This is a genomic window from Agromyces sp. ISL-38 (assembly GCF_018613935.1).
GTDB lineage: Bacteria > Actinomycetota > Actinomycetes > Actinomycetales > Microbacteriaceae > Agromyces.
This window is the reverse complement of record NZ_JAGGPF010000006.1, coordinates 209,085-221,033: the sequence shown is the minus strand read 5'-3', so window position 1 is coordinate 221,033 and position 11,949 is coordinate 209,085. Positions and strand designations below refer to the sequence as shown.

Below are 11,949 nucleotides of genomic sequence, written 5' to 3'. Positions count from 1 at the left end.
ACTCCCGTGCCGGCGAGCACGAGCGCGACGGTCACGCGCACGCTGCGCCGGCGCGCGACCGCGGGCACGACGCGGATGCCCGCGGGCCGCAGCTCGTCGATGCGCTCGGCGACCGCGGCCTCGACCGCGGGGTCGGGCCGGTCGTAGGCGACATTGACCGAGACGACGCCGGCGCGGCCGTCGGGCCATTCGGTGAGCTCGACGCCCTTGACGCCCGGCACCGACAGGATGCCAAAGCGCAGCGCGTCGAGCGTGCCGCGCACCGTGCCGTGCAGCGCGCCGCGCGCGCGGCGGCGCAGCGCGTCGTCGGTCTCGGCGGCTGCCTCGCGGAACGCGGGCTCGGGGTTCGTCACGGTCGAGATGCCGCCGAGGCTGGTCTCGAGCCGGTCCAGCGCGCCGGCCTCGACGACGGCCGTGTCGATCGTCGCGCCCGCGGTGAGCACGCTGCGCGACTGCTCGCCAGCCTCGAGCGTGAGCTCGGCGACGGTGCGGTAGCGCGAGGGCGGCGTGGCGGCATCGGTCACGACGGTGCCGGCCGGGATGGTCAGCTTGCCGCCGGTGGTCGCGCTTCGCCCGAAGCGCACTTCGACGAGCGGATGGCGCGCCGGAAGCCGCGAGACGCCGATGAGCGCGACGACCTTGTCGAGAGAGGGGCCCTCGGCGCTCGCGAGGAAGGCCGAACGGTAGATCAGGTCGAGGTACTGCTCGTCCTGCGCGACCTGGCGGCCGACCGCCTCGAGCACGGTGCGGATCACCGACCCGACGTTGAGGTCGGTCAGCGGCACCGGCCGCACGATCTGTACGGGATAGTAGTTGACCGTGAGGACGCTCCCCGGAATCGGCTTCCGCCCGTTCTCTCGGAACACCACGGCGTCGAGCTGGCCGTCCTCGTCGGTGTCGGCGAGGTCGAAGTCGGCGTCGGTGAACCGCACCGGAACCGGCGTGCCCGCGACATCCGTCACGCCCTCGAGGTGCGACACCCGCCGGATCGGCCGCGACACGAGCCGGTCGAGCACGAGCGGGCCGGCCGCCGGCGCGATCGCGGGCTCGGCGATCGTGCCCCCCGTCAGCGTCGTGAGGAGGTCTCGGACGATGTCGGCGTATGGGCGCGGCGTGTACTCCAGGTCGCTCACAGCCCCACCTCCAGCCCGAGGGTGACGGGGTCGCCGCCGGTCACCGGCTGCACCGTGATCTCGATGAAGAAGTCGTCCTGGTGCTCGCGGGCAGGGTCGAACGCGATCGCGAGCGGCTTGTCCTCGACGCGCGGCTCCTCGCGCACGGTCTCGAGCACGTACGCCCGACACAGCCCCCGCAGCGCCTCGGTCTTGTTCTGCCCGATCAGTTCGCCGAGCCGCGACCCGTAGCCGGCGTGGCCGAGGTCGCCGAGCGCGCCCTTCGGCGTGAGCAGGCGCAGCATGAGCGCCTGCGCGACGTTCTCGCGACCGGTGATCGTGGCCAGGTCGGTGAGCTCGGATGCGCCGGATGGCTCGGCGTTCCAGCCCTGGCGGTCGTCGGCGGCCGCCGCGCCTGGCAGCGACGCGGAGGCGGTCGCCAGCGCCGCGAAGCTCGGCCGCGGCGTCGTGCGCTGCACGCGCGTCGGGCGGGTGCGCAGGTCGAGCGCGGCGGCGTCATGCGCCGCCATTCCGGGCGGTCCGAGGACGACCCGCAGGTCGGTTCCGAGGTGGGACGCGTCGGTCACGGCTTCAGCACTCCCCTCACCCGATCATCACGTTCGCGACGGTCGACACGATCTGCCCGACCGGCGCCGCGACGGGGTCGTTGCAGGTGCGCACCGGGTCGCCGTGGCGAGCGGCGGGCTGCCCGCCGATGAGCACGCCGGTCGAGCCGGTGTGCACGGTGCCCGAGTTCGCGGGCGGCACCTGGAACGAGGTGCCGGGCGGCGTCGGCAGGTGCGGCGGCTGGTTCGCGGCGACCGAGCCTGCGACCGCGGCCGGCTGGCCGGCGATGAGCACGCTCGCGACGAGCCCGCCGCTGAACATGCCGTTGAACGCGTGCGGCAGCGGGGTCGGGACCGGCCCACCGGGGGTCGGCACCATCACGAGGTGCGTGTCGGTCGCGGTCACGGTCGCGGCGCCGTTGGCGGCAGGCTGTCCCATCAGTTCACCTTCACCTGCGGCGCGGAGATGGTCACCGAGCCGTCGCCCTTGATCTCGACGTCGGTGCCGTGCAGACTCAGCGTGCCCTTCGTCTCGAGCGCGATGTCGCCGCGCCCCGTCACGGTCAGGCTCGCGTCGCCGATCTTGAGCTCGATGCGCCCGCCGCCCGCGGCGTCGACGGTGGCCTCGGCGTCGCCGGTCTTGACGTACAGCTTCTGATCGTCGGCCGTGAGCTCGACCTCGCCGACCGTCACCGTCACGAGCGGATCGCCGCCGCGCAGCACCGCGCGGATGCCCGGCTGGGCGGCGCCTGCGGGCAGCTGTAGCACCACGTCGCCGTCGCCGTGCTCGGGCGGCGCGAGGTCGGCGTGGTAGAGTCCGCCGATCACGACGGGCGCGTTGACGTCGGCGTCGGCGAACACGACGACGACGAGGTCGCCTGCGGCGGGTGTCGCGGCCTGGCCGAGCACGCCGACCGCGATCGGCACGCGCGGCAGCAGCAGGCCGCTCTCGCGCAGCTCGACGGTCACCGCGTGATCGGATGGCGCGCCGGTGCCGTCGAAGACGTCGACGACCACGCCGATCGCGGCGATCGAGCGAGCGGATACCTCGTGCCGGGCGATGCGGCTCACGGAATCGAACAGCGCGGTGCTCACAGCAGGCTCCCGATCGCTCCGACGAGCCGGTCGAGCAGGCTCGAGCCCGCGCTCTGCATGCTCACGGCCTCGAACGTGGTGCGGCCGGCGGGCCCGGGCCCGACGGTGTGCACGACCCTTGTGATGAGCCATGGCCCGGTGGACTCGGGGGTCGGCGCGTCGGCGATCTCGACGGCCGTGCCTGCGCGCAACGCCGGCACGAGCCAGCACGCGGCGACGAGCCGGGGCGCGCCGTTCCGGGCTGCGGCGGCTTCGATCGCGGATGCCGCGGCCGCCGGCGTGCGCAGCGCGGGCGCGGCGACGCGGATCGTGTGGGCGTCCGGGCCCGGAGCATCGTCGGGCAGCGTCGCGGTGGTCTGCAGTTGCGCGCGCGGATCGGATGCGTCGCCGGCCGGCCCGCTGCCGGTCCAGACGACGCCCGCGGCGGGCGTGACCGTGGTGACCCCGAGCTCGGCGATCTCGCGGCCGTAACGGAGCGCGACGTCGGCGGGCGGCGAGGGGAAGGGCCGCACGTCGACGGCGCCGTCGGCCGCCGTCGTCGCGAGCGCGCCGCCCCATGCGGCGAGCGCGGTGACGTGCTCCCACGCGGTGCGTCCCTGGTCGGCGACGTACGAGGCGAGATCGAGGTCGAGGTCGACCGTGCCGACCTCGACACCGGCCTCTCGCGCGAACGCGTCGATCACGGCACTCGCGCCCTGGTGCTCGAACGTGCTGCCCGTTCGGATCGCAGCGAGCGCGACCGCCGCGTCGCCGCACACGATGACGGTGCGGTCGAGCGCGCGTCGCACCGTGACGACCGTGCCGGTGAACACGTCGGTCTCGTCGGGCGATTCGCCGCGCAGCGCGATCGCGACGTCGTCGCCGGGCTTCGCGTCCACGCGCAGGTCGCGAGGCAGCGTGAGCCGCGCCGAGCCGACGCCCGGGCCGATCGACAGCGCGACGCGCACGGCGGCGATCCCGCCGGTGTAGCGCAGCGAGCCGATCGTGGCGGTCGCGCCGAAGCCGAGTGCGGTCATCACGGGCCCCCCAGCAGCGCGGTCAGCGACGCCGAGATCGTGTCGAACGTGCCGGCCGCCTTCCCGACGCCCGAGACGGCGTCGGCCATCGGCTGCAGCGGTCCCCCGACGTCGAGGTCGGCGAGCGAGGCGAGGGCGGTGAGCTGGTCGGCGACCTCCATGACCGCGTCGACCGCGCCGGCGACGTCGCTCGCGAGGTCGGCGAGGTCGCCCATGATGTCGGCGTCGAAGCCGAGGTCGCCGATGCCGAAGTCGTCGAGCCCCCCGAACCCGCTGACCTCGGCGGGCGGCGGCAGCGGCGGGCTCTCGACGAGGCACAGCTCGTAGCCGACGAGGTCGGCGGTGCCCGCGACGGCCTGTGCGCGCAGGTCGGACACGACGACCTGCTCGAGTTCGAGCGCGACCGTGATGTCGGCCGAGAACGGCACCTCGGTGCCCTCCGCCGCGAGCTTCTGCAGCTTGCCGAGCTCGGCCATCGCGGTCTCGCCCGACAGCAGCCCGCGGATCCAGATCGCGTGCGACCCGCGCCCGGCGCGCTGCAGCACGTCGCCGTCGAGGCCCGGCACCGCGATGCGCTGGAAGCCCGCGCTCATGACGTGGTCGATCTGCTGCACCGAGCCGAGCGCGATGTCGCCCACGAGCGGCATGGGCGGCGGCGAGGCCGGCGCGGTCATCGCCGCAGCCCCCGAAGGTCGGATTCCTCGTCGAGGAGCGCTGCGACCTCGTCGGCGACGTCGAACGCGTCGGGCCGGGCCGGGGCCGGGAACGCGAGCCGGTCGGTGCGGCTCGCCGCGGCATCGTCGAGCACGACGACGGGTGCCGCACTCGCTTCGGCGCGCGTCGCGCGGCGCGCGACCGGCTCGCCGGGCGGGGTTGCGGGTCGCGCGATCGAGGGCGCCGCAGGCGTCGTGATCGCGCGGTCGTGGTGAGCGGATGGCGCGGAAGCGACGGATGGCGCTGCGCTCACGCCGTCCGAGGATCTGGGGTCGGGCCAGTCGGTGCGGATCGGCGTCGGAAATCGCGGCGGCGAGGCGGGGCCGATCTCTCGACCGACGACGGCCGGCTCGCCGAACGGGTCGGTCGACGCGGCGGCGCGCGCGGGCTCGTCGGCCGGGAACGACACGGTCGGATGGCCCGCGGCGGGCGTTCGCGGCGAGCCAGCCGCGGTCGCGGCCCGCCGGGCCTCGACTGCCGCCGAGACCGCCCGAGACCCGGACGACGCGGTCGCGACGGCGGCGAGCGCCGCGCGGACACGGTCGCCGGCATCCGCGCGACCGGCGGATTCGTCGGCACCGGCGGACCCGTCCGGCCCGGTGGGCGCCAACCGGCCGAGCAGGTCGTGCTCGAGCATCTGGAGGAGCTCGGACAGCGAGACCTGCGCCGCGTCGGAAGCGTCGTCGGCATCTGCGGCGAGCACGATGCTCGTCCAGCCGCCGTCGGTGAACCCGTCGGAGCCGCCGCCCTCGGATTCGACCGTGAGCAGGTCGATAAGGTCGGCATCCGCGTCGAGCACGCCGCGCGGGCTCCAGCCGGCGGCTACCAGCGCGGCCAACTGTGCACCGCAACCGGGAACCGCGCGCCCGGGTCGCGCGCCGGCCAGGTGCAGCGCGAGCACCCGTGCGATCCGATCGTCGGGCCACGCGCCATCCGCTCCCGCGCCGTCGACACTCGCATCCTCAACACGCGCCCCCGCGACCGCGACCGCGAGCACGCTCGCGCCCAGAGAGCCATCCGAGCGATCCGCACCGTCCGTCGCCGCCCCGTCGAGGAGCCGCCACCGCTCGCCGAATCGCAGCGGCCGGATCACGCGTCCGCCGAACTCGACCGCGCCCCCCGGCCGCGCGCGCACGACCGCGACCGCGCCACCCAGCAGCGCACGGCCGGCGGCCAGGTCGAGGACGACGAGCGGACGCGCCATCCGGCTACCGCACCCTGGCGGCACTGAACGCGTAGACCGCTGCGCCCTGCCCGTTGACCGACAGGTCGAACGTCTTCTCGGTCAGGGTACAGTCGTCGAACGTGACCGTCGACTCGGTCGTGCCGTGACGCAGGTTCGCGATGACCTGGAACAGCTGGTCGCCCACGATGGCGTCGAGCGCGGCGCTCGCCGAGACGACGCGGATGCGGCCCTGCACCTCGTAGGCTCCCGAGACGACGTCGACCCGCTCGGTGCTGCCGAGCGCGTAGACGTTTGTGCGGTCGTGCCGGGTACGGTAGTCGATGCCCTGCACGCCCTCGACAGGCTCACCGTCGACGAGCACGGTGCTTTCCGAGGCGGCGAAGATGGTTGGCATGGTGGGTTCCTCTCGGCTCGCGGCCTAGTTCTTCACGCGGATGGTGGCGTACACGTAGTCGATCGCCCGCACCGGCCGCACCGCGATGTCGACGCGCACGACGCCCTGCGCGAAGTCCTGCTGCGTCGAGTACACGTCGACGACGAACGCGGGGTCGGTGCCGTCGGTGCTCGGAACGAGCGCGCCAGACCGCTCGAGGCGGGTGAACGTCGCGATCAGCTGCTGCTTGAGCGCCTCGCGCGCGTCGGCCGAGTTGAGGCGGCCAATGAAGTTCTCGCTGATCGCCTTGGTCTCGCGGATGCATCGGTCGGCCACGCGCGTCACCGAGATCTGGTCGCCGATCGTGTTGATGCCCTTGAGCACGATCACGCCGCGTCCCGCGCGCTGCTGCACGACGAGCAGGTTCGTCGACGGCCCGAGCAGGCGGTTCAGCTCGCTCTCGCGATAGTGGGCCGGCGGGATGCCGAGCAGCTGCGCCGACTGGAAGGTCGGCGAGATCTCGGGGTTGATGCGGCCGATGAGCCCGATCACCGCGCCGGTCGCACCGGGCGGCGCGACGAGCACGAACCGACGGTTGCGCACCGCTGCCGCATGGTCGCGGATGGCGTCGAGGTCGTCGGCGTCCTCGGGGCGGATCGACCCGAACGCGATGCGCGGCGCACCCGCGTCGCTCGCGGTCAGCGCGTGCGCGAGCAGCGACTGGTGGATCTGGATGACGCTCGCCGAATCGAGCGCGGGGTCGAAGCTCGCCATCACGAGGTCGATGCGCGGGTCCTCGGTCAGCAGGTCGATCGCGGTGCGGTAGGCCGCGACGTTCGGCGAGGCGCCGCCCGCGAACGCGACCGGCGCGGGCGTCGCGCGCGGCAGCCGGGCGGCGCCCGCGAGCGAACTGCGCGGCACGGCGCGGATGAACCGGCTCTGCCCCGAAAGCACGGCCGGCAGGTGACGTTCGGAATCGGGGTCCATCGTCAGGCCCTCGAACAGCTCCTGCCTGGCACCGTTGCGAATCACCTCGACGGCGATCGCGTCGCCCGCACCGGTGATCTGCACGGTCACGCCGTCGCCCGCGGCACCCGGCACGAGCCGCACGTCCATGAGCACGGTCCCAGCGGCACCGAGCTGCTCGATCTCCGCCCTGCCATCGGCGTCGAGCGGGTAGATGCCCGGCTTCGGGTCGTCGCCCTCGAACCCCGGCTCGACCGCGACGACGTAGTTCGACTGCGCGTTCACGACCGAGAAGAGGTCGAGCGACTGGCCCGGCTCGACGATGAGGTCGTCGAAGCGCTCGGCCTCCGCGTTGTCCTGCAGGATGCGCAGCGTCACGCGCACGACCTCGCCCGCCGCGTTCGTGATGATGCGCACGTCGGCCGAGAGCCGGTTCGCCCACGCGCCGCGCGACCGCGCGCGAAGCCGCACGGCTGGGGCATCCGCCGCGTTCACGAGCGTGACGCTCGCGGCGGCGCCGCCCGACACGGCCGACACGATCACCTCCTGCGCACCGGTCGAGAGCGCCGCGACGGCTTCGGGCATCGAGGCGACCGTGCCCGGCCCGCAGAGGTCCTGCAACTCGGAGACGCGCGTGACGCCGACCAGCCGGCTCGGACTCGGCGGCCGGTCGACCACGCCGACGACGCCGACGATGCCGGCGGCGGCGGGCAACGGCGGCAGGACGTCGAAGGTCGCTTCGACCGATACTCCCGGCACTACGAGAACAGGCATGGAATCCTCCGAGGAAGGTGGCGGACCGCGTGACGCGGCCCGAGTCGGCCGACCGTTGCGATGTGGTGGATGGGATGCGGCGTGGGAGGACGGATGGCCGGCTCGCCGTCGACCGGATGGCCCGTGGCCCTACTCGGCTGACGGTCGACCATTGGCGCTGACCCCTCCCACGACGTCGTCGATCCAGTGGCGGACCTCGTCGACGAGCGCGGCGGTCTCGGTGAAGCGTCTCCGCTGCTCCGAGATCGGATCGACGAGCTCTCCGGTGATCTCTCCGTTGCCCTCGATGGCGACGCGCACCACGAGGGCGAACTGGCGTTTCGTGGAGAGCTTGTCCGTCGATGCGCCTTCCGTCATGGGGTCCTCGATGGATTGGTGTGCACCAAGTTCTACCGGGGGCCGCTCAGTACCCGATGAGAATTGGGCCCTGAACGATGACGCGCGGATGAGATTCCGGTGAGGTTTCGGCAGGTGCCCGGACTCCTCCTGAGACCGCGGGCGACGCAGACTGAGCCGACTACACTCCGCCGGGATCGACGCGGATGAGCGCGAAGAGCTCCTCGGTGGCCGGTTCCGGCGTCGCTTCGAACTCGTAGGCGAGGATCTGCCGACACGTAATGAACTGCCGCAACGCCTGCGCGCGGGCGCCCAGGCGCACGTAGGAGCGCATGGCCATGCGATGGGCATCCTCCCGGCAGGGGTCGATGCCGAGCAACCGGATGGCGTATGACAGCGCTTGCTCGTAGTTGGAGAGCTCGAAGTGGGCGTCGGCCAGCCGCGCCAGCGCAGTGAGGCAGACTGCACGCAACCGCTCGCTCTCCAGGAGGGCGGAGATGTCGGGACCGGACGTGAGGTCGCCGCGGTAGAGGAGTACAGCGTGCTCGAATGTCCTGATGGCCGCTGTGGTCTCGCCTGCCGAAAGTAGGCGGTCGCCCGCGTCGACTGCCGATTCAAACTCCAGCGCGTCGACTCTCAGGCCGGCGGCTAGGTTCAAGACGTACTGGCTCTGCTCATGGACGACCGGAGGTTGCCCGCCCAGCGCGTCGGCGAACTGCGTCTTGAGTCCGTGGACGAGCGTGTTCAGGCACTGGATCGATCTCGCAGGTGCGAGGTCGGGCCAGATCGACTCGATCAGCATCTCGCGCCGGACCCCGAACCGGTGATGGATCGCGAGGCTGCTCAGCAGCTGTTCGCCTTTCCCTCCGGAGCGGAGCGGCGCAGGCCGACCGAGCTTCAGGACCTGAAAGGGCCGAGCAGCCCGATCATAACCCCAGGCTCGTCCATAGCATCCACCCCCTCGTGTGCCACACAAGCAATCGCCAAAGCTGGTCGCGTCAATGCGCATCCTTTCGCATCGCGGGTGCTACCCATTGTGCTCGCGGCTTGACCGTCGAGCAGTCCTCATTTTCACGGACATGCACGCCTAAGACCGATTCCACGTCGAGCCCGTTGGCAACGAAGCGCTGGCAGTCGGCGGATCACTCGTTGCCGCCGAATCGCGTCTCGCCCGGCCTGTGCCGGCGACATCCCGATCGATGGAGTGGCGCGTCGCCTTGGGCGCTTTCCCAGCCATGCCAATAATGCAATACGAAATAGGGGTGGTGTCGAGAAAACGGATACTCCTCCGAGCGTTCCCGTGCCCAGCTCAACGCCAGGATCTCCGGCACGGACGTCGACCATCCCGAGAGTCAGCCCGAACAGTCCTTGCTCACACCGGGCAAATCGGAGTTCAATCCCGGCGGAAGACCGCCGGACACGGAAACCCATCGGAACGAAACCCAGTCCGAGTCATACTGCAATATTGCCCTGACTTCGTCGACGACGCTCTGGACTCCGGGAATGTCTCCGAGTTGACAAGGATTGCGTCGCCGAGCAAGCGAACGCGTCTCGTCCGCCTCATTCCGATCGAACTCGACACCATGAACATGCCAAGCCCGTCAAGGTCAGATGACTACATGCTGTCACCCGAACCTGCAGCAGACCTGACCGCATCACACTCTGTCGCTGTCTGTCCTCTCTTTGGTGGACATGCAGATCTCGGCAAGCAGGGAGGATCATGAGGGTTGGGAGTACGTGACGGATTCTCATCTCGCATCATTGGTACCAGCGAGATAGCGAGATCACGCCCGGCACCCCCTACGTCACATCGCTGTCAGGGATCGGCGGACAGGGAGGTCCGGTGCGAAACCGCAACAAGAAGCTTGAGCAGGCACCACCGGCACCGGCTCCGCTGATGCCGGAGTCCGCTGCCGACAACGTGCCGCGTGGTTCAGCGTCGATGTCATTCGGTACGGTGTTTGACTGGCTCGCCGCCGTAGTTCCTTTGGCTGCGATCGCGGCCGGCCTCGCATTCTGGTTCGGCTGGCAGTACACGAACGAACGCGGCAGGTACCTCGGGGTTGAGGTCAGCGTCATGGAACTCACCCCGAACGACGTCGTGCTGCGCAGTGCCGACGCGCTCATAATTCCGGCCACGGTCAGTTCGGTGGTCGTGTTGGTCTGGCTCGCTATCCATGGCGCTTTGCTTTACCTCATCCGAGCCGGCAAAGTCCACCGATGGATTCGCGCGGGGGCGTGGGTCGCTGTCGTCGTTGGGTTCGTGGGGCTGGTCGTGAGTGTCGTGTTCCTGTTCAACAGGTGGCCCTTCGAGATTGACTACCGAGCACCGCCGCTGGTGCTGGGATTCAGCGCCGGGCTCGTCGCCGAAGGAGCTTCCCTCATTCGGAATGTCGGATTTGCACCGCCGCCACGTCTGACGTCCTGGCAACGCGGGGGCTACATCATGCTGGCGTCGCTCGTCGTCATCAGCCTCTTCTGGGTGTTCTCCTTGTGGGCTGGGTCGCTCGGTCGCGGCCGCGCCGAAGCTATCGAGGCCGCCCAAGAGAGGCTGACTCTCGTGGTTGTGTACAGCGACCGCCCTCTCGGCCTCCAAGCTCCCGTCGTCGAGACTGTAAGCGCCGACCCGGGCACCGTGTACCGGTACAAGTACACCGGCCTCCGGTTCCTGCAACACGCAGCCGACAAATACTTCTTGTGGCCATTCGAATGGGATCACGTGACGGGCGGCACGATAGTCCTTCCCGAAGGCCCGGGTATCCGGCTCGAATACACGCCCGGGAAGAGAGACGATGATGAATAGAACAGGTTTCAGGCTGGCCGTAGTCCTGGCAGCTGTCATGCTCACCGTCACCGGGTGCAACCCGGCCGCGCCCGGCGATGTCACAGCCCCGCGCGGACAATCGCCTGACACGGCACTACCTACGGAGACGTCGGGCACCGAAGGTGGTGGAGCGGAAGGCGGAGGCACCGAAGGTGGTGGAACGGAAGGCGGAGGCACCGAGGGTGGCGGTGGAGAGGGTGGTAACGAAGAGCCGACCGAGAACCCGAACGTCGTCATCCTCGGCCCAGTCATATCACTCAACTTCGGAACCGAGATCGGAGATTTCGATACGGACACACGCCCTCTGGTGAACGGCTCCGACTCGGACGTAACCCTTGGGACGGCAGAGATCGCCAATGAGAACGCAAGCAACCCGTTCACATTCGAGGACCTATCAACGACGACAACACTGTGCGGCGGAGTCCTGCCCGCCCATGCCCAGTGCAGCATCACCATCCGCTTCACACCAACCGAGATAGGGGTCCAACTAGCGACACTGACGGTGCGCTTCCCAGCAGACAACACGATCGCGACAGCGACCTATAGAGGAACAGGGAAGGCAGCTACCGTCCGTGACCTGCCGAACGATATGTTCCCGACCGACCAAGCACCCGTGAAGGCGCCAGCGGGAACCCAAGCGCCGGCGCCTTAGGGACGCTGATGATTCGGCCTGGGTTTCGTTCCTGCCGGTTTCCCTGCCCGGCATTCGAGTTCCACGGCGCGCCCGGAGGACTGGTTTCCGGGTTCAGCCGATTTGGCCTTTTCGCAGTCCACGGGACACCAGCTTAAGGAACATGGGCCAGTCCGCTCGAGATCAAGCCACCGCTCCCGAGCAAACCTTTGAGCAGGCGAGTTGCACCGTGTCCCGATTCGACTGCCTGTCGGATTCAGTCGCCACGACACCGCTCGGAAGACAGAAAGCTTACTTCAACAGGGCTTTTGTAGGGCGGACGGGACTTGAACCCGTGACCGATGGACTCACCCGGG

General features: G+C 70.3%; 13 protein-coding genes. 2 read left to right on the top strand and 11 right to left on the bottom strand.

Annotation, left to right across the window (positions count from 1 at the left end):
• The 11 genes from J7E25_RS05950 to J7E25_RS05900 all read right to left on the bottom strand — a co-directional run.
• Positions 1-1,133, bottom strand: a 1,133-nt coding sequence (locus tag J7E25_RS05950) for a baseplate J/gp47 family protein (protein WP_214868875.1), incomplete at its 3' end; no start/stop codon positions are given.
• Positions 1,130-1,699: a hypothetical protein gene (locus J7E25_RS05945; RefSeq protein ID WP_214868873.1), complete on the bottom strand. Its 570-nt coding sequence runs from the start codon at positions 1,697-1,699 to the stop codon at positions 1,130-1,132. The genes J7E25_RS05950 and J7E25_RS05945, both read right to left, overlap by 4 nt.
• 16 nt (positions 1,700-1,715) lie before the next feature.
• Entirely contained in the window at positions 1,716-2,117 is a 402-nt protein-coding gene (locus J7E25_RS05940) for a PAAR domain-containing protein (protein WP_214868871.1), read from the bottom strand.
• Positions 2,117-2,773 carry a DUF2807 domain-containing protein gene (locus tag J7E25_RS05935; protein ID WP_214868869.1) on the bottom strand — a complete coding sequence of 219 codons (657 nt, stop codon included), beginning with the start codon at positions 2,771-2,773 and terminating at the stop codon, positions 2,117-2,119. The genes J7E25_RS05940 and J7E25_RS05935 overlap by 1 nt, the downstream gene beginning before the upstream one ends.
• The gene (locus tag J7E25_RS05930; RefSeq protein ID WP_214868867.1) at positions 2,770-3,789 is read right to left on the bottom strand and encodes a hypothetical protein; all 1,020 of its coding nucleotides are present in this window, start codon (positions 3,787-3,789) and stop codon (positions 2,770-2,772) included. Before J7E25_RS05930 ends, J7E25_RS05935 begins: the two co-directional genes overlap by 4 nt.
• Positions 3,789-4,463 carry a hypothetical protein gene (locus J7E25_RS05925; protein WP_214868865.1) on the bottom strand — a complete coding sequence of 225 codons (675 nt, stop codon included), beginning with the start codon at positions 4,461-4,463 and terminating at the stop codon, positions 3,789-3,791. The genes J7E25_RS05930 and J7E25_RS05925 overlap by 1 nt, the downstream gene beginning before the upstream one ends.
• Positions 4,460-5,707 (bottom strand): hypothetical protein, encoded by a 1,248-nt coding sequence (locus J7E25_RS05920; RefSeq protein ID WP_214868864.1) that lies wholly within the window; start codon positions 5,705-5,707, stop codon positions 4,460-4,462. Before J7E25_RS05920 ends, J7E25_RS05925 begins: the two co-directional genes overlap by 4 nt.
• Positions 5,708-5,711: 4 nt before the next feature.
• On the bottom strand, positions 5,712-6,083 hold the full coding sequence (locus J7E25_RS05915) for a hypothetical protein (RefSeq protein ID WP_214868862.1): 372 nt from the start codon (positions 6,081-6,083) through the stop codon (positions 5,712-5,714).
• A 24-nt stretch (positions 6,084-6,107) separates the two neighbouring features.
• Entirely contained in the window at positions 6,108-7,802 is a 1,695-nt protein-coding gene (locus tag J7E25_RS05910) for a phage tail sheath C-terminal domain-containing protein (protein ID WP_214868860.1), read from the bottom strand.
• Positions 7,803-7,931: 129 nt separating this feature from the next.
• A complete protein-coding gene (locus J7E25_RS05905; RefSeq protein ID WP_214868858.1) occupies positions 7,932-8,159 on the bottom strand; it encodes a hypothetical protein in 228 nt (75 codons plus the stop codon).
• Positions 8,160-8,319: 160 nt separating this feature from the next.
• The gene (locus J7E25_RS05900; RefSeq protein WP_214868856.1) at positions 8,320-8,940 is read right to left on the bottom strand and encodes a BTAD domain-containing putative transcriptional regulator; all 621 of its coding nucleotides are present in this window, start codon (positions 8,938-8,940) and stop codon (positions 8,320-8,322) included.
• A 1,140-nt stretch (positions 8,941-10,080) separates the two neighbouring features.
• On the opposite strand from J7E25_RS05900, the gene J7E25_RS05895 reads away from it, so the two are divergent.
• Entirely contained in the window at positions 10,081-10,941 is an 861-nt protein-coding gene (locus J7E25_RS05895) for a hypothetical protein (RefSeq protein WP_214868855.1), read from the top strand.
• A gap of 37 nt (positions 10,942-10,978) precedes the next feature.
• The gene (locus J7E25_RS05890) at positions 10,979-11,614 is read left to right on the top strand and encodes a hypothetical protein (protein ID WP_214868853.1); all 636 of its coding nucleotides are present in this window, start codon (positions 10,979-10,981) and stop codon (positions 11,612-11,614) included.
• The last annotated feature ends 335 nt before the right edge of the window (positions 11,615-11,949 follow it).

Excerpts from the sequence above, each read along its gene's own strand:
- J7E25_RS05940 (WP_214868871.1), bottom strand. The coding sequence starts at position 2,117 with ATGGGACAGCCTGCCGCCAACGGCGCCGCGACCGTGACCGCGACCGAC.
- J7E25_RS05930 (WP_214868867.1), bottom strand. The coding sequence starts at position 3,789 with ATGACCGCACTCGGCTTCGGCGCGACCGCCACGATCGGCTCGCTGCGC.
- J7E25_RS05925 (WP_214868865.1), bottom strand. The coding sequence starts at position 4,463 with ATGACCGCGCCGGCCTCGCCGCCGCCCATGCCGCTCGTGGGCGACATC.
- J7E25_RS05920 (WP_214868864.1), bottom strand. The coding sequence starts at position 5,707 with ATGGCGCGTCCGCTCGTCGTCCTCGACCTGGCCGCCGGCCGTGCGCTG.
- J7E25_RS05915 (WP_214868862.1), bottom strand. The coding sequence starts at position 6,083 with ATGCCAACCATCTTCGCCGCCTCGGAAAGCACCGTGCTCGTCGACGGT.
- J7E25_RS05910 (WP_214868860.1), bottom strand. The coding sequence starts at position 7,802 with ATGCCTGTTCTCGTAGTGCCGGGAGTATCGGTCGAAGCGACCTTCGAC.
- J7E25_RS05905 (WP_214868858.1), bottom strand. The coding sequence starts at position 8,159 with ATGACGGAAGGCGCATCGACGGACAAGCTCTCCACGAAACGCCAGTTC.
- J7E25_RS05900 (WP_214868856.1), bottom strand. The coding sequence starts at position 8,940 with ATGCTGATCGAGTCGATCTGGCCCGACCTCGCACCTGCGAGATCGATC.
- J7E25_RS05895 (WP_214868855.1), top strand. The coding sequence starts at position 10,081 with ATGTCATTCGGTACGGTGTTTGACTGGCTCGCCGCCGTAGTTCCTTTG.
- J7E25_RS05890 (WP_214868853.1), top strand. The coding sequence starts at position 10,979 with ATGCTCACCGTCACCGGGTGCAACCCGGCCGCGCCCGGCGATGTCACA.